13 protein-coding genes and 2 tRNA genes are annotated in these 16,749 nt (G+C 35.0%); 8 read left to right on the forward strand and 7 right to left on the reverse strand.

What is annotated here, in order from left to right; all coding sequences use genetic code 11:
* Positions 1-138 precede the first annotated feature (138 nt).
* Complete coding sequence (locus tag C4F50_RS11485) at positions 139-1,086, reverse strand: alpha/beta hydrolase family protein (protein ID WP_194138799.1); 948 nt, start codon at positions 1,084-1,086, stop codon at positions 139-141.
* A 10-nt stretch (positions 1,087-1,096) separates the two neighbouring features.
* Positions 1,097-2,854 carry a signal peptide peptidase SppA gene (gene sppA, locus C4F50_RS11490; RefSeq protein WP_194138800.1) on the reverse strand — a complete coding sequence of 586 codons (1,758 nt, stop codon included), beginning with the start codon at positions 2,852-2,854 and terminating at the stop codon, positions 1,097-1,099.
* Positions 2,855-3,169: 315 nt separating this feature from the next.
* Between sppA and folK the strand changes: the two genes are divergently transcribed.
* The gene (gene folK, locus C4F50_RS11495) at positions 3,170-4,303 is read left to right on the forward strand and encodes a 2-amino-4-hydroxy-6-hydroxymethyldihydropteridine diphosphokinase (RefSeq protein ID WP_194138801.1); all 1,134 of its coding nucleotides are present in this window, start codon (positions 3,170-3,172) and stop codon (positions 4,301-4,303) included.
* 144 nt (positions 4,304-4,447) lie between these two features.
* Here the strand turns inward: folK and C4F50_RS11500 are convergent, their stop codons facing one another.
* The 3 genes from C4F50_RS11500 to C4F50_RS11510 all read right to left on the reverse strand — a co-directional run bounded on the left by C4F50_RS11500 (position 4,448) and on the right by C4F50_RS11510 (position 7,731).
* Complete coding sequence (locus C4F50_RS11500; RefSeq protein WP_194138802.1) at positions 4,448-6,640, reverse strand: T9SS type B sorting domain-containing protein; 2,193 nt, start codon at positions 6,638-6,640, stop codon at positions 4,448-4,450.
* Positions 6,641-6,681: 41 nt separating this feature from the next.
* Entirely contained in the window at positions 6,682-7,218 is a 537-nt protein-coding gene (locus tag C4F50_RS11505; RefSeq protein WP_194138803.1) for an RNA methyltransferase, read from the reverse strand.
* Between the two features lie 81 nt (positions 7,219-7,299).
* Complete coding sequence (locus tag C4F50_RS11510; protein WP_194138804.1) at positions 7,300-7,731, reverse strand: DUF1573 domain-containing protein; 432 nt, start codon at positions 7,729-7,731, stop codon at positions 7,300-7,302.
* A gap of 158 nt (positions 7,732-7,889) precedes the next feature.
* Between C4F50_RS11510 and mutS the strand changes: the two genes are divergently transcribed.
* The 4 genes from mutS to C4F50_RS11530 all read left to right on the forward strand — a co-directional run bounded on the left by mutS (position 7,890) and on the right by C4F50_RS11530 (position 11,334).
* Positions 7,890-10,496, forward strand: coding sequence for a DNA mismatch repair protein MutS (gene mutS, locus C4F50_RS11515; protein ID WP_194138805.1), 2,607 nt, complete (start codon positions 7,890-7,892; stop codon positions 10,494-10,496).
* A gap of 160 nt (positions 10,497-10,656) precedes the next feature.
* Positions 10,657-10,729: transfer RNA gene (locus tag C4F50_RS11520), tRNA-Gly, on the forward strand.
* 14 nt (positions 10,730-10,743) lie between these two features.
* Positions 10,744-10,829, forward strand: a tRNA-Leu gene (locus tag C4F50_RS11525).
* 124 nt (positions 10,830-10,953) lie between these two features.
* Positions 10,954-11,334 (forward strand): DUF1508 domain-containing protein, encoded by a 381-nt coding sequence (locus C4F50_RS11530; protein WP_194138806.1) that lies wholly within the window; start codon positions 10,954-10,956, stop codon positions 11,332-11,334.
* Positions 11,335-11,483: 149 nt separating this feature from the next.
* On the opposite strand, the gene C4F50_RS11535 is transcribed toward C4F50_RS11530, so the two are convergent.
* Both C4F50_RS11535 and C4F50_RS11540 read right to left on the reverse strand, forming a co-directional pair.
* Positions 11,484-11,699, reverse strand: coding sequence for a PG1828 family lipoprotein (locus C4F50_RS11535; protein ID WP_194138807.1), 216 nt, complete (start codon positions 11,697-11,699; stop codon positions 11,484-11,486).
* Positions 11,700-12,049: 350 nt separating this feature from the next.
* Complete coding sequence (locus C4F50_RS11540) at positions 12,050-13,279, reverse strand: 3-deoxy-D-manno-octulosonic acid transferase (RefSeq protein WP_194138808.1); 1,230 nt, start codon at positions 13,277-13,279, stop codon at positions 12,050-12,052.
* A gap of 134 nt (positions 13,280-13,413) precedes the next feature.
* On the opposite strand from C4F50_RS11540, the gene C4F50_RS11545 reads away from it, so the two are divergent.
* The 3 genes from C4F50_RS11545 (at position 13,414) to C4F50_RS11555 (ending at position 16,660) form a co-directional block, all read left to right on the forward strand.
* A complete protein-coding gene (locus C4F50_RS11545) occupies positions 13,414-14,544 on the forward strand; it encodes a DegT/DnrJ/EryC1/StrS family aminotransferase (RefSeq protein ID WP_194138809.1) in 1,131 nt (376 codons plus the stop codon).
* Between the two features lie 111 nt (positions 14,545-14,655).
* Positions 14,656-15,672 (forward strand): UDP-glucose 4-epimerase GalE, encoded by a 1,017-nt coding sequence (gene galE / locus C4F50_RS11550; protein WP_194138810.1) that lies wholly within the window; start codon positions 14,656-14,658, stop codon positions 15,670-15,672.
* An 82-nt stretch (positions 15,673-15,754) separates the two neighbouring features.
* On the forward strand, positions 15,755-16,660 hold the full coding sequence (locus C4F50_RS11555) for a DMT family transporter (RefSeq protein ID WP_194138811.1): 906 nt from the start codon (positions 15,755-15,757) through the stop codon (positions 16,658-16,660).
* Positions 16,661-16,749: the final 89 nt, after the last annotated feature.

The raw sequence follows: 16,749 nt of genomic DNA on the forward strand, positions 1-16,749 counted from the left end.
TTGCAAAAGTAGCTTTTTTTAATAGAGTTCAAAGATAAAGTTTTATTAATTTTGTAAGAATTGTATTGGATTTTGTTAAAATAAAAAATCCGTTCGATCTTTAATATCAAACGGATTTTTTAAGCACTTTATTTTAATTTATTTCTCAATAAAAGAAATTATTTTTGAAACCAAACTTTCAGAAATCGGCAGATTTTCATTATTGTAGCTTTCCATATTCGCCTGCTCGTCGCCTTCTATAACTTTCATGATGTGATTCATCTTGTCTACAATCAGCATTTCGGACTTTGCATTGGCGTGAGATAAATTTTCAGCATCTTTAACCGTTACCTGTAAATCTTTATTTCCTTGTAAGATTAAAACCGGAATCGTTAATTTTTTAATTTCAGCCTGCGGATTGTATCTAAACCATGAAATCAAATAAGGCTGAATACTCGGTCTAAAAAGAGAATTAAGCATTGGGTCTACTTTTTTTACCGTATTGCCATTTTTTAAGCTGTCAATAATCGGGTAAGTCATGTCCTCAAGCTGTTTCATCGATTTTGAAGCAATCTGCGATTTAATGATTTTATCAGCCGAATCACCAGCTCCTGCAATCGAAACAAATTTATCAGCTTTTGCTGCGGCAATCATTCCGATCAAAGATCCTTCGCTGTGGCCGATGATGATCACTTTAGAAAAACGTTTGTCTTGTTTTAATAAATTAACCCAGCTTTTTGCATCTTCAATATAATTTTCGAATACCAGACTGCCTTCAGAAATAGCAGAAGCTTTACTTTCTCCAATTCCTCTTTTGTCATAACGTAAAGAAGCAATTCCGTTTTTAGCAAGCGCCTCAGCCAGCATTTTCAGAGAATTGTTTTTCATCATCGGATTATTTCCGTTTCTGTCCGTAGGCCCAGAACCGGCAATAATTAAAGCAACCGGATATTTCTTTGTAAGATCAGGAGTCGTTAAGGTTCCAAAAAGCTGATCGACATTTATTTTAAGAACAGTTGGCGTTTCTTTAAACGTAATTTCTTTTTTATCCTGAGCATTTAAAGCGCTCAAAAACAAAACCGTTAAGAAGAAAATTATTTTATTCATCTCAATTTAATTAATAAATGTTAAGTCCATAAGGAAGAATAGTTTGAACTCCTTTTAGTTTTTGAAATCGCTTTACTTGTTCTAAAAGTTTATAATTTTCTTCTCCAATTTCCTCTTTTATAAAAGCTTCTTTAGATTGTGCAAAAGGTAAACCCGAGAATAAGTCATTAAGAGTTTTATCGTATTCAGGATAATTCTGAGTGCTGTATTTTTTGATTTTAGCAATTTTTGCAGCTTCCGCAACGGCGTCATTCAAGCCGCCTATTTTATCAACTAAGCCTAATTTCAGAGCTTCAGTTCCAGACCACACTCTTCCTTGTGCGATAGCGTCTACTTGTTCAAAAGTCATTTTTCGGCCTTCAGCCACGTGAGTAACAAATGTATTGTAGATTCTTTCTACGCCTTCTAATGTAAATGCTTTAAACTTTTCGTCAACCGGTACAAACGGACTGTAATTTGGAGCATTTTCGTGAGTTTTAACCTGTTCAGAATTAATTCCTAACTTATTGGCAAGAGGAGAGAAGTTTGGCAAAACTCCAAATACACCAATAGAACCAGTAATAGTATTGTTTTCGGCAAATATTTTGTTGGCGTTACAAGCGATATAATAACCTCCCGAAGCGGCATAATTACCCATCGAAACTACAACCGGTTTTACTTTTTTAGTAATTTCTATTTCTCTCCAGATCAAGTCAGAAGTTAATGCGCTTCCGCCTGGACTGTCAATTCTAAGAACAATTGCTTTTACATCGTCATTTTTTCTGGCTTCTTGTAAAGAACGACGCATTGATCCTTCGCCAATGGTGTTTACATCGCCTTCTCCGCCTGTGATTTCGCCTTGAGCATAAATAATTGCAATTTGATCGCTTGAAGTGTCTGCCAAAGCTGTTGTGATATTATTTTGAGTATAATCTGAAATCGAGATTTTATTATAATCTTCGTCTTCTTTTACTTTTAATGCTTTTTTGATGGCATTATGATATACATCTTCATAAGCTACAATATCTACTAAATGCTGTTCTTTTGCCATTTCTGGAGTTCTTGCCAAAAGACCATTTGCAATTTCGTTAAGTTTTGGTAACGGAATATTTCTGCTTTTAGAAATATCTGTAGAAATTGTGGTCCAAAGTGAGTTTAACAGCGCTGTAATCTGCTCTCTGTTGGCATCGCTCATTTTGTTTTCTAAGAAAGGTTCAACGGCACTTTTGTATTTTCCGTGACGGATAACTTCCATGTGGATTCCAGATTTATCCTGAAAATCCTTAAAGAACATTACTTCAGAAGAAAGACCTTTAAAATCTAGATCCCCAGCCGGATTTAAGTAAACAGTATTGGCAACAGAATTTAAATAATATTCTTTCTGCGAATAGGTGTTGGCGTACGCCCAGACAAATTTCCCTGATTTTTTAAAGCTTTCCAGCGCATTTCTCAAATCTTTGTATTGCGCAAGACCAAGCGAAGATTCGTCGTTTAAGATTGAAATTCCTTTGATTTTATCATCCGTTTTCGCCGCTTCAATTGCATTGATAACATCGGTTAAACCAATTTCTTTTCCGCCTGAAAATTTAGTTACCCAAGGATCTTTGTATTTTCCTGCATAATCATTTTTGATTTCTTTTAAGTTGAGTTCAATAACCGAGTCCGATTTTGCAGAAACAATGTCATCTCCTCCAAAAATAGCCCCAATCAGGATTACTCCAAAGAAGAAAATCATGATAAAGACAAAAATACCAATTACTGTGGCAAGTATATTTCCTAAAAACTTCATAAGTATATTTTTTTTTAATAAGTAGCAAAAAGAGCCGCTTTGTTACAAATATAATCGAATTAGATTTTAATTCTGATATGCAAAATGTGAAATATTAGAAAATTTACGTCGAAAAAACTTAAAAATTAAACCGGCTGTTTTGTAAGATAAATATTGTTTTGAGATTTATTATTCTATAATTTGAAACGAATAACTTTTACTGATTACTTATACCTGTTTTTACAAAAAAAAGAATACGAAGTAATCGGAAACTTCTAGGCTTTGATGTAATAAAACGCTTAATTCTAAAATACTTTTAGTTAATTTGCATTAATTATGAAATTACAGCATCAAGTCGTTTTATCGATAGGCACCAACGAAGGCAGCAGACTAGAAAATATCCAAAAATGTATTCAATTAATTCATAAAGAAATAGGAACGGTGATTAGAGTTTCTAAGCTTTATGAAACGCCTGCTTGGGGTTTTGAGAGCGATGCTTTTTATAATTGTGCTTTACTACTGCATTCTGATTTTAGTGCTCAGAAAATACTAAATCAGGTTCTGAAGGTTGAAAAACAACTGGGAAGAATTCGCCTAAATCAGGAAGGATATCAATCGAGAATTATTGATATTGATCTCATTACTTTTGATGATGAAATTATAAGTTCAGAAAAACTTCAAATTCCGCATCCTTTAATGCAGAATCGTAATTTTGTTTTATTGCCAATGCAGGATTTAAAATTAGACTGGAAACATCCTGAATTGAATAAAACAGTTGCAGAATTAATTGCGATTTCGCCAGATGAAAGTGTTTGTACGGTTGTTCAGGATTTAAAAAGCCCTTTACAGGATATTCCGCTGGAGAAGTTTAATTATATTTCTTTGGAAGGAAATATTGGAGCGGGAAAAACGACATTAGTACATAAAATTGCAACCGATTTTAATGCTAAAACAGTTTTAGAACGATTTGCAGACAATCCGTTTCTTCCTAAATTTTATAAAGATCAGAATCGATATGCTTTTCCGTTAGAAATGTCTTTTCTGGCCGACCGTTATCAGCAGTTAGCCGATGACTTAGCGCAGTTTGATTTGTTCAAAGATTTTATTGTTGCAGATTACCATATTTTTAAATCGCTGATTTTTGCTAAAATTACTTTAGCAGAAGATGAATACCGTCTGTATCGAAATCTATTTGATATTATCTACAAAGAAATGCCAAAACCCGATTTGTATATTTATTTGTACCAAAACACCGACCGACTTCTTCAAAATATAAAAAAGCGCGGCCGTAATTACGAGCAGAATATTGAAGCAGTTTATTTAGAAAAAATCAATAACGGTTATTTAGAATACATTAAATCACAATCCGATTTAAACGTTTTGATAATTGATGTCTCTGATCGCGATTTCGTCAAAAAACAGGAAGATTATCTCTATATCCTCGAAGAAATTCAGAAGAAAATAGGATGATTAGAGAGTGGGTCAATTAGATAATTGGTCAATTAGATAATTAGTCAATTAGTTAATTTGTCAATGAGATAATTGTCATCAGATAGTTTTAAATTCAGTAAGTAATTATCTAATTGTCTAATTGCCCAATTATCTAATTAAAAACTATCTCTTAAGAGAAAAATGTCCTTTTAGAACAGGAGTATTATCGTCTACTTTTAAAGCGTACCAATAATCAGAAGCAGGCATTGGCAGTTGATTAAAATTACCGTCCCAGCTCATTTTAAAACGGCTTAGCTGTGCAATTAGTTTTCCATAGCGGTCAAAAATAGTGACTTGAGCCTGAGGATAATTTTCCATTCCGGTTACTTCCCAAAAATCATTAAAAGTGTCGTTATTTGGAGTAAAGAAAGCAGGGAACACCAACACTACAAATTGCTTTCTGTAATAACCGCATCCTGATTTCTCTTGTACAAAAGCGTTTTGTAATCCGGCAGGAACATTGTAAAAAATATTAGAATCCTGAAAATTTTCACCATCTACAGAGTATTCAAAATACGAAGCTTCTTTTGTGGTGTAAATTACAGCTTTTGTTCCGTCAACGTCAATACGGCTGATTTTGGGTGCAAAATGCTCTGCTACCGTAATTGTCTTAATACTTTCGCAATTTTCTGGAGCCGGACTGGTTACTTTAACGGTATAAATTCCAGCGGCAGTAACTTCTGTAGTTTGTGTTGTTGCTGCATTGTGAGGCCAAAAATAATTCATTCCCGTGATACCTGCATCTAAAGTAATGGTTTCAAATTCGCATAGAATTACAGTTTCGTCCATAACTGCAGGAGGTGTGTACACTACAGCATTTACAGGAGTCCGTACAGGATTGATACAGCCGTTATTGGAAGCTTCTGCATAAAAAGTCGTATTATCCGTAAGAGACGGAGTGATAAAATTAAGTCCAGTGTAAAGGCTGGATCCTCCCGAAGCCGCTTCGTACCAATTTACAATTCCGATATTGGTTGTTACTCCAAGTATTACTCTTCCCGGTCCGCATGTAGAGAAAAAAGACTGTGTCGCGGCAGGAGAATTTGGAGTGGCATTTACAGTTGCTGTAACGGCTTTTCGATTGGTTTCGCATCCAGCATCTGCATAGTAGGTTGTAGTGGTATTGATTATTGGAGTAGTGTAAGTGTTTCCAGTGCTTAATAAATTGCCTCCCGTCAGCGCATCAAACCATCTGATCGTAGTGCCGTTCGCGGTTGAAGCAGTTAAAGTAGTACTTCCAGAATCACAAATAGAATCTGGAGGCAGCACTGTTGCTGTTGGAATAGTAATTTTGGTACTTGCAGCAATTTCTAATGGACTCTCGCCCGGCATACCGCCATACTCGACAACATATCCTTTTGGCTGATAATTGTCGCCGGGAATTAGTGACCCTGTGTTAGCCAGATCGTTCCAAGAACCTTTTATTCCAACACCCGGTTGTGTAATGTGGGCATAATCTTCATCACCTAATTGATTAGGTTCTTGTGAATTCCAAAATGCAAAATTTGGAGTAGAACCATTTGCAGTTCCATTCCAGAAAATAGTTCCGGCTTCGGGCCCTGTTGCCCATTTCCATACGCCTTCTGTCTCAGCATCAGTACCGCCAATCCAGCCTGTTCCCGAAGCCTGCTCGCCAATTAATTTTGCTTCATCAGCTGATGAAACAGTTGCCAAATATCCTTTGAGTCCATAATAAGTACTCGCAGCGGCTAAATCCCGAGCATTTGTCCAAGTGACTCCTACATTGGGAGCGAATAGGTAATAATGTCCGGTAGATGGGAGGTAATTGGCTTGACCTATTGTTATAGAAAAAGTTCGCGATCCAGAAGCAGCTGCGGAGGAGTTAGAGAACATTACATCTTTTACAGCATTGACTAAATCGATATAAGGAATCTCAGCAGCAGGATTGGCTCCGCCTAATCGTAATTTTCCAGTAGAAGAATCCCAAGATGCGGTTATATTAGGATGAGAAGCTGGATTTGCTAATTCTAATTGATCAAAATTACTATAGCCGGAAGATATCTGGATATAAACGGCCTGAGTTCCGTTTTCGGCAGGATCGTGCTTTATATTAAAATCCGTAACAATAGCAATAGAAGTTTGCGGGCAGTACAATTGATCTCCCGCAGCAGTAAGTTTTGGTGGATCAATTGCAACAGCTTGTATAGGGTTTTTCTTTATCTGGGATTTTAAAGCGTCTTTTGGGTTAAATACAATTCTATTGTTAAAAAATTTTGATTTTTCGTTTGATAAAGAAAAATTAAAACTTAAAACGGAAAATAAATAGATAATTTTTGTAAAATTGATATTTTTCATTTTATAAAAATATCAATTAATTAACAATAAAAAAATATATTTTATTTTGGCCAGTTTATTTTCTGGAACAAATCCCAAACTACAATTCCGGCACTAACCGCAATATTGAGAGAGTGTTTGGTGCCAAGCTGTGGAATTTCAATACAGCCGTCGCAAATCGCAACTGCTTCCTGAGAGACACCGTAAACTTCATTTCCAAAAACCAGTGCATACTTTTGATCTTTCTCAACTTTAAAATCCTGAAGAAAAACCGAACTTTCAACTTGTTCGATGGCCATTGTTAAGACATTTTCTTTTTTGAGATTTTCTATTACTTCCAATACATTTTCATGATGTTCCCAAGCTACCGTTTCGGTTGCGCCAAGAGCCGTTTTATGAATTTCTTTGTTGGGTGGAGTTGCAGTAATACCGCATAAAATGATCTTCTCAACCAAAAAAGCATCCGAAGTTCTAAAAACAGATCCGATATTGTGTAAACTGCGAATATCGTCCAAAACGATTATTAAAGGAGTTTTGTCTGATTTTTTAAAATCTTCAATAGATTTTCGTTCCAATTCGCTATTCTCAAGTTTTCTCATTGTTTGTAATTTCTGGTCATAAAAAAAGCTTCCAAAGATAAGGAAGCTTTTTCAATTATTTTATTTTGTTTTATTTTCAGATTAGCTTTTTACTGGATCTGGTAAAACAGTACCTTTAATTGTCAGTACTTTTGTTGGTTGTCCTTCTGCATTAGAAGTTACAGTTACAGTTTTTGTAAATGCACCAACTCTGTCAGTAGCATATTTTACCCCAATAACACCTTTAGCTCCAGGAGCAATTGGTTCTTTTGGAGTAGTTGGAACAGTACATCCGCAAGATCCTTGTGTATTAGTAATGATCAAAGGCTTAGTTCCGTTGTTTACAAAAACAAACTCACGTTTCCCGTCAGCATTGTGAGCAACAGTTCCGTAGTCAATAGTTTCAGTTTCGAAAAGCATACCAGCGCCTTCTACTTTTGCAACTTTAGCAGCTTTAGCTTTTTTAGTTGTTTGTGCATTTGAAGCTGTAATACCAGCTACAGCTAACATAGCGAATAAAATTATTTTTTTCATCTTTTCAGGGTCTTTGTTTTAATTATGAACAAATCTATAGAAAATTCTTAAATGTGACCTTAAAAAATTCATAAAATATTTTAATTTTTCTACTCTTCGATATTCCTCCAAAAAATCATAAATTCGCTGTCTTAATTTTTCATTTAAAACACAATAATTTGGCAGCTAAAGAAAAAGTGGCAAAAGAGACGCCCTTAATGAAACAGTACAACGAAATCAAGAGAAAATATCCTGATGCCTGTCTGCTTTTCAGAGTGGGGGATTTTTATGAAACCTTTGGTGATGACGCAATCAGGGCTTCTAAAATTTTGGGTATAACGTTGACCAAAAGAGGCGCTGGTTCTGAAACCGAAACGGCTCTTGCGGGGTTTCCACATCATTCGATTAATACTTATTTGCCAAAATTGGTAAAAGCAGGGCTTCGTGTCGCGATCTGCGATCAGCTTGAAGATCCAAAAATGACCAAAACAATTGTAAAACGTGGTGTTACAGAACTTGTGACGCCTGGAGTTTCTTTAAATGATGAGGTTTTACAGTCTAAATCAAATAACTTTTTAGCATCGGTTTATTTTGCGAATAAAAACATCGGAATTGCTTTCTTAGATGTTTCTACAGGAGAATTTTTAACAGCTCAGGGAAATGCAGAATATATCGATAAACTATTGCAGAATTTTAATCCAAGTGAAGTTTTAGTTCCAAAGAATAACAAAGGAGATTTTAAAGCAGCATTTGGCGAAGATTTTCATAGTTTTTATCTGGAAGATTGGATTTATAAAGAAGACTATGCTTTAGAAACTTTAACCAAACATTTTCAAACCAATTCTTTAAAAGGTTTTGGTGTAGAAGAATTAAAAGAAGGAATTATTTCGTCTGGGGCAATTTTGTATTATTTGTCAGAGACGCAGCACAATCGAGTGCAGCATATTACCGCAATTCAACGAATTGCAGAAGATGCTTACGTTTGGATGGATCGTTTTACAATTCGAAATTTAGAATTATACCATAGTTATAATCCGAACGCAGTAACACTTTTGGATGTTATTGATAAAACACTTTCTCCGATGGGAGGAAGATTGTTAAAACGCTGGCTGGCACTTCCGTTAAAAGATGCAAATAAAATTAAAGGCCGGCATGAAGTGGTTGCGTATTTGAAATCGAACCCAGAAATTCTGCAAAATATTCAATATCAAATCAAACAGATATCAGATTTAGAACGTTTAATTTCTAAAATTGCGGCTGGAAAAATATCGCCTCGTGAAATTGTATATTTGAGAGAATCATTAGACGCAATTATTCCGATAAAAACACTAGCGCTTCAAAGTCCGCAGGAGGCGGTAAAAGTGATTGGCGACAGCCTGCACGCCTGTGATCTGCTTCGCGAAAAAATTAAAACCACTTTAAATCAAGACGCTCCTGTAGCAATAGCAAAAGGAAATGCAATTGCCAGCGGGATTAATGAGGAATTGGATGAGCTGCGTGCTATTTCGACTTCTGGAAAAGAATTTCTGGAAGGAATTGAAAAAAGAGAATCGGAGCGAACAGGTATTTCTTCATTAAAAATATCATTCAATAACGTTTTTGGGTATTATATCGAAGTACGAAATACACACAAAGACAAAGTTCCGGAAGAATGGATTCGAAAGCAGACTCTTGTAAATGCAGAACGTTATATTACAGAAGAGCTAAAAGAATACGAAACGAAAATTCTTGGAGCAGAAGAAAAGATTTATAAAATAGAATCAGAGCTTTTTGAGCAATTAGTAGCTTGGATCGCTACTTATATCAAGCCTGTTCAGATGAATGCGTATTTGGTTGCACAATTAGATTGTTTGTGTTCTTTTACACAAATGGCTGTAGAAAACCAATATGTATGCCCAGAAATTGATGATACGTTTGAGCTGGATATTAAAAACGGACGCCACCCAGTGATAGAAAAACAATTACCGGTTGGAACGCCTTATATTGCCAATGATGTTTTCTTAGATCGGGAAACCCAGCAGATTATTATGATTACGGGACCCAATATGTCTGGTAAGTCTGCTATTTTAAGGCAGACAGCTCTTATTGTGCTTTTGGCTCAAATGGGAAGTTTTGTTCCGGCAGACAGTCTTAGAATGGGAATTGTGGATAAAATTTTTACTAGAGTTGGGGCGTCAGATAATATTTCGATGGGTGAATCTACTTTTATGGTCGAAATGAACGAAACGGCTTCTATTTTGAATAATATTTCAGATCGCAGTTTGGTTTTGTTAGATGAAATCGGAAGAGGGACCAGTACGTACGATGGAATTTCGATTGCTTGGGCAATTGCTGAATTTTTACACGAGCATCCAGGAAGAGCCAAAACGCTTTTTGCTACGCATTATCATGAATTGAATGAGATGACCGAATCGATGCCGAGAATCCAGAATTTTAATGTAGCGGTAAAAGAGCTGAAAGATACTGTTCTTTTTGTTCGTAAGCTGGTGCAAGGCGGTAGTGCTCATAGTTTCGGAATTCATGTCGCAAAAATGGCAGGAATGCCTCAATTGGTTATTTCGAAAGCGCAAAAACTGTTGAAGAAATTGGAGAAAAATCATTCGAGTGATGCTTTAAACGGAATCAAAGCGGCGAATGATGAAATGCAGATGAGTTTCTTTAATTTGGATGATCCTTTGCTGGAAGAAATTAAAGAAGAGATTTTGAGTCTCGATATAAATGCGATTACACCAGTAGAAGCATTGATGAAGTTAAATGAAATTAAAAGAATGCTGGTTAAGAAATAAAATTCTAAAAATTTTCAAATTTAAAGTTTAGGTTATCAGAAAGTTATAAAATAAGCTTGATTTTTTTTGAAAAAAGTCTTGTATAATTGAATAAATGTCCTAAATTTGCACTCGCAATACGAAACAAATCAAGTGTTGCAGTTCTTGAAAAATTTGAAATGCGAAAATAGCTCAGTTGGTAGAGCGCGACCTTGCCAAGGTCGAGGTCGCGGGTTCGAGCCCCGTTTTTCGCTCAAAAGCACATAATGCTCGGATGGTGAAATTGGTAGACACGCTGGACTTAAAATCCAGTGAACAGCAATGTTCGTGCGGGTTCAAGTCCCGCTCTGAGTACTAAAGCCTCTTCTTTTGAAGGGGCTTTTTTTATGGTCTAAACTTTTTAAAACTTCTAAGGGTTTGGAAGGGCAGAGAATCTGAATAAATCTAAAATCAACAATTTAAAATCTAAAATTAATAAATGGGTGCTTTTGTAATCAGCAGGCGGTTTAATGATGAATATAAGTTTGTGTTTACTTCGAGAAAAGGGAAAGTGATATTTACAAGTCTAAGTTATGAATTGAGGTTTGAATGTGAGGAGGATATTGAGAAGTTTAAAAAATCAATTGATATTGCCAGGTTTTTGAAGTTTAAAGGCTCTGGAGGAAAGTATTTTTTTAAATTGATGCTGGGTGACCTTCATTTTGCAACAAGTCGTAAATACACTACAGAATTGCTTTTGCAAAAAGGAATTAAAGAAATTATAAATTATGCTGTAAAATCTGAGATTTTGGATTTTTCATCCAATGAATCAATTTTTGGAGATGAAGAGGTTGAAGATGATGATGAAGCTGCGGAATAAAAAAAATGAATTCTAGAATAAAAAAAATCCAAATTCTAAAACGTAAGCTTTAAGATTTGGATTTTTTTGTTGGAATTTCTCCGTTGATTTTTGGGCATAAAAAAACCATCACAATGGATGGTTTTAAAATCGTTAGAACTAAGTTCTAATTATTTTTTTACTTCTTCTACTTTAGCAGCAGCTGAATCAACTTTAGCAGCAGCAGAATCAACAGTTGCAGCAGCAGAATCAACTACAGCAGCAGCTGAATCAACAGTAACAGCAGCAGAATCTGCAGCAGGAGTTTCTGCAGCAGCGTCAGCTTTTTTACAAGATACAACAGTTAAAACAGCAACAACAGCTAAACTTAAAAATACTTTTTTCATCTTACTTTATTATAAAAGGTTAATTATTAATTCGTGGCAAAGATATAAATTTTTTAATATGTAAAATATTTTTTCACTTTTTTTTTAAAATATTTTCCTTACTCACGATTATCTTATTTATCAAATAATATGCCAAAACAGAAAAGATATTCCATATTATTGGATATTTTGCTTAAATTATTTTTCATTGAAAATTCTATCAGTGTTTTGGCTCTTTTAATTAGGTTTGTTGTTGTTTATTTTGTTTTTTAAGGAATATTCTGTTTCCTTTAAACTTAAAAAAGAGCTTTTTTGAAAACGTAACTGGGCAAAAAAGGAGAGTGAATGACTTTTAATTGCCTTTTTTGGAGTTAAGAAACGATTTTCATGATTGTCTCAGATGCTCCTTTGTTGTTTTGAATAAAAGAGCTGCAGATTTTACTTTTTTCAATATAAAAAGATTTATCAAAGAGTAATTGATCCAGAATATTTTTTAATTCTGTTGTATTCGAAATTACCGTACATCCATTAAGTTGAACAAGCGTAACCGCTTCTGCAAAATTGGAGTAGTTAGGTCCAATTACAATCGGAATACCAAATGTTGCGGGTTCTAGAATATTGTGTATTCCCGGATTTCCAAAACCTCCGCCCACATAAGCAATGGTTCCGTAGCTGTATATTTTGGTTAGTAAACCAACGGTATCTACAATTAAAACAGCATATTTTGACAAATCATGATTCTCTTTTTTCGAAAACAATACAGTCGATTTTGTAATCTGAGATTTTAGATTTTCAATCTGCTCGGCTTTAATGTTGTGTGGTGCTATGATGAATTTTACGTCGTCGGGTGCTTGGTTGATGTATTCGGCCAGGATCATTTCATCTTTAGGCCATGAGCTTCCGATCACTATTACGGGTTGGTTGTTTTTGAAATTTTCAATAAAATCTAATGAGTTATCACGCTCTAGAATTGCGTTAACACGATCAAATCGGGTGTCGCCGGAAACAACTGCATTTTTAAATCCTAAACCTTCAATCATTTGTTTTGATTTTTCGTTTTGAACGAAAAAATAAGTAAAAGCAGTCAGCGCTTTTCGGTAAAATCCGCCGTACCATTTAAAAAACATCTGGCTTTCTCTAAAGATTCCTGAAATCAAGTACGTTGGAATTTTGTTTTTCTCTAATTCATTCAAATAATTAAGCCAGAATTCATATTTAATAAAAAACGCTAATTCTGGATGGACCAATTTTAAAAATTTCTTAGCATTGCTTTTGGTATCAAGCGGCAGGTACACAGTAACATCGGCAACTGTGTTATTTTTACGCACTTCGTATCCAGATGGTGAAAAAAAGGTTACAATAATTTTGTGCGAAGGATATTTTTCTTTGATTTTTTCGATCACAGGAAGTCCTTGCTCGTATTCGCCAAGTGAAGCTGAATGAAACCAGATCGTTTGGTCTTCGGGTTTTATTTTATCTTTTAAAATTGAAAAGACGTTTTTTCTGCCTTCAACAAAAAGTTTAATTTTCGGACTAAATAGCGCAATGATTCTTAAGAAAAATCCTGCGGTGTAAACGGCTGCATTATATAAAAAAAGCATGTATAAAATTTTGTGGCTAAATTACGTTTCTTTCGACTATTTTCATTGTTTGAAGGTATTAAATAACTATTTTTGTTCCTCCTTTAGGGATTTCTATGAGAAATGGAGTCTTTAATTTTAAATTGTATTCAAAAATGAAAAAAATTCAAATGGTTGACTTAAAAAGTCAATACGAAAAAATAAAATCTACTGTAGATGCTTCTATTCAAGAAGTTTTAGATACCAATACTTATATCAACGGACCTTTAGTTCATCAGTTTCAAAAAAATCTTGAAGAATATTTAGGTGCAAAACATGTGATTCCTTGTGCAAACGGAACCGATGCATTGCAGATTGCAATGATGGGATTAGATCTTAAACCAGGCGACGAAGTAATCACTGCTGATTTTACTTTTGCTGCCACTGTTGAGGTAATTGCTTTATTGCAGTTAACACCAGTCTTGGTAGATGTTGATATGGAAAATATGAATATTGATATCGAAGCACTTAAAAAAGCAATTACACCAAAAACAAAAGCAATTGTTCCAGTGCATTTATTTGGCCGTGCTGCTAATATGGATGCTATTATGGAAATTGCAGCTGCACATAATTTATATGTAATCGAAGATAATGCACAGGCAATTGGAGCAGATTATGTTTCTAAATCTGGGGCAAAAACCAAAGTTGGTGTAATTGGACATGTTGCAGCAACCTCATTCTTTCCGTCTAAAAATTTAGGCTGTTACGGAGACGGCGGTGCAATTTTTACTAATGATGATAAACTGGCGCATATTATTCGCGGTATCGTAAATCACGGAATGTATGAGCGTTACCACCATGATGTAGTGGGAGTAAACTCTCGATTGGACAGTATTCAGGCAGGAGTTTTAAATGCGAAGCTTCCTTTGTTGGACGAATACAATAAAGCACGCCGCAGAGCTGCAGGTAAATACAATGCTGCTTTTGCTGGAAATGCAAAAATAATTACACCTAAGTTTGATGCAGATCAAAACGATCACGTTTTTCATCAATATGTTTTAAGAATTATTGATGCCGACAGAAATGCTTTAATGCAGCATTTGTTAGATAAGCAGATTCCGTGTGCGATTTATTATCCAATTCCGTTACATTCTCAAAAAGCATATTTAGATCCTCGTTACAAAGAAGAACAGTTTCCGGTTACGAATCAATTAGTGCAGGAAGTAATTGCTTTGCCAATGCATACAGAATTAGACGACGAACAAATTAAATTTATTACAGACAGCGTAATCGAATTTTTAAAATAAGAAAATAGAATATAGAGTTAAGAAAATAGAATTTTAAAAAGAGTAATAGAAGGAAGATTGTAGAGGCGAGATCTATTTTCTTTGTTCTATTTTCTATAATCTAAAAAATATATGAAAGTATTAGTAACAGGAGGATTAGGATTTATTGGTTCTCACACCGTAGTTGAATTGCAAAATGAAGGCTTTGAAGTTGTGATTATTGACAATCTTTCTAATTCTTCGGAAGAAGTTTTAAAAGGAATTACAGCCATTACAGGAAAAGCGCCTTTATTCGAAAAAATTGATTTAAGAGAAAAAAGCGCCGTTCGGGATTTCTTTAAAAAACATTCTGATGTTACTGGAGTAATTCATTTTGCAGCTTCAAAAGCGGTTGGCGAAAGTGTCGAAAACCCTTTGTTGTATTATGAAAACAACATTAGCAGTTTGGTTTATCTTTTGCAGGAATTAAAAGAAAAACCAAGTGCCAGTTTTATTTTCAGCTCTTCTTGTACGGTTTACGGTCAAGCCGAAAAAATGCCGATTACAGAAGATGCACCCGTTCAGGCTGCAATGTCTCCGTACGGAAATACAAAGCAAATGGGGGAGGAAATTATTATAGATACCGCGAAAGTGACTAATATCAGCGCTGTTTTACTGCGTTATTTTAATCCGGTTGGTGCGCATCCTTCTGTCGAAATTGGGGAATTGCCTCTTGGAGTTCCTCAAAATTTAGTTCCGTTTATTACACAGACAGGGGTAGGATTGCGTCAGGAATTGTCAGTTTTCGGGAACGATTATCCAACGCCAGACGGAACTGCTGTTCGTGATTATATTCACGTTGTAGATTTAGCAAAAGCACACGTTATTGCGTTACAGCGTTTATTAAATAAAAAGAATTTAGAAAAGGTTGAAACCTTCAATTTAGGAACAGGAAAAGGAAGTTCTGTTTTAGAAGTTATTCAAAGTTTTGAAAAAGTCAGCGATAAAAAACTGCCGTATAAGATTATGCCTCGACGCGAAGGAGATATTACAGAAGCATATGCAAATACTGATAAGGCAAATAATGTCTTAGGATGGAAGGCAGAACTTAGTCTGGACGAAGCAATGGCAAGCGCTTGGAAATGGGAACAAAAAGTGAGGAATAAATAATTCTCGCTATTAAAATTATAAAATTTTAAGATCCCAAATTATAGCAGTATAGTTTGGGATTTTTTTTATCGTAAGGATTATCATGAAACAAAGTATAGATTATAAATTGATATTTGCCCTAGCGGCAGTGGGAATTATTTGGGGAACCACATTTTTGGGTATTAGGGTTGCGGTAGAAACCATTCCGCCTTGGTTTGTAACTTCAATTCGTCAGGGATTGGCGGGAATAATTATGATGATTATTTTGCTGTTTAAAAAAGAATTAAAATGGATTGGCTGGGAAAATCTGAAACATCAGTTAGTCGCATCGGTTTCGATGCTTGTAATCGCAAACGGATTTACGACAATTGCTGAGCAGACTCTGCCGAGCGGATTAGCGTCTGTTATTAGTGCCTTGGCGCCGATACTTATTTTTCTGGGCAGTATTTTGTTCGGATTGCAAAAAATGAGCTTTAAAGGATTTGTCGGAGTTGTAATTGGTTTCTCTGGAGTTGTGCTGATATTTAAAGACGGATTGGGATCATTTCTGGATGCAGATTATAGGACCGGAATGATATTTATGGGATTTGCAATTCTGGCGTGGGCTGCAGGAACTATTTATACCAAAATTCACGGAAATAAATCGAAGAATATTATCCTGAATTTGTTTTATCAATTTACAATGGCCTCTTGTGTTCAATTGGTTTTGGCCTCTATTTTTTCTCCAAATCCAGATCTAAGTTCGTGGAGTTTGACTAGTATAGGAGCAGCCTTGTACTTGTCGATTTTCGGATCTGTAATTGCTTTTTTTAGTTATAATTATGCTTTGAAACATGTTTCTCCTGTACAAGTTTCTATTTTGGCATATATCAACACCATTATTGCAGTGTTTTTAGGATGGCTTCTTTTGAATGAAAAAATAACAGTTGAGTTTATAATTGCAACAATCCTGATTATTCTAGGCGTTTTTATTATCAATTACAAAAAGAAAGAAAAAATTCTTGAATAGTTTCGATAAAGTGATTGTAATGCAGGGAAGTAAACAGGAAGAATAACAAAGTCGAAGAGCCTGCGACACAAAGTAAAAATCCCAAATTC

Source organism: Flavobacterium hungaricum (assembly GCF_015182285.1).
Classification (GTDB): Bacteria; Bacteroidota; Bacteroidia; order Flavobacteriales; family Flavobacteriaceae; genus Flavobacterium; species Flavobacterium hungaricum.

Excerpts from the sequence above, each read along its gene's own strand:
- C4F50_RS11535 (WP_194138807.1), bottom strand. The coding sequence starts at position 11,699 with ATGAAAAAAGTATTTTTAAGTTTAGCTGTTGTTGCTGTTTTAACTGTT.
- C4F50_RS11540 (WP_194138808.1), bottom strand. The coding sequence starts at position 13,279 with ATGCTTTTTTTATATAATGCAGCCGTTTACACCGCAGGATTTTTCTTA.
- C4F50_RS11505 (WP_194138803.1), bottom strand. The coding sequence starts at position 7,218 with ATGAGAAAACTTGAGAATAGCGAATTGGAACGAAAATCTATTGAAGAT.
- sppA (WP_194138800.1), bottom strand. The coding sequence starts at position 2,854 with ATGAAGTTTTTAGGAAATATACTTGCCACAGTAATTGGTATTTTTGTC.
- C4F50_RS11555 (WP_194138811.1), top strand. The coding sequence starts at position 15,755 with ATGAAACAAAGTATAGATTATAAATTGATATTTGCCCTAGCGGCAGTG.
- C4F50_RS11510 (WP_194138804.1), bottom strand. The coding sequence starts at position 7,731 with ATGAAAAAAATAATTTTATTCGCTATGTTAGCTGTAGCTGGTATTACA.
- C4F50_RS11500 (WP_194138802.1), bottom strand. The coding sequence starts at position 6,640 with ATGAAAAATATCAATTTTACAAAAATTATCTATTTATTTTCCGTTTTA.
- C4F50_RS11545 (WP_194138809.1), top strand. The coding sequence starts at position 13,414 with ATGAAAAAAATTCAAATGGTTGACTTAAAAAGTCAATACGAAAAAATA.
- C4F50_RS11485 (WP_194138799.1), bottom strand. The coding sequence starts at position 1,086 with ATGAATAAAATAATTTTCTTCTTAACGGTTTTGTTTTTGAGCGCTTTA.
- C4F50_RS11530 (WP_194138806.1), top strand. The coding sequence starts at position 10,954 with ATGGGTGCTTTTGTAATCAGCAGGCGGTTTAATGATGAATATAAGTTT.
- galE (WP_194138810.1), top strand. The coding sequence starts at position 14,656 with ATGAAAGTATTAGTAACAGGAGGATTAGGATTTATTGGTTCTCACACC.
- folK (WP_194138801.1), top strand. The coding sequence starts at position 3,170 with ATGAAATTACAGCATCAAGTCGTTTTATCGATAGGCACCAACGAAGGC.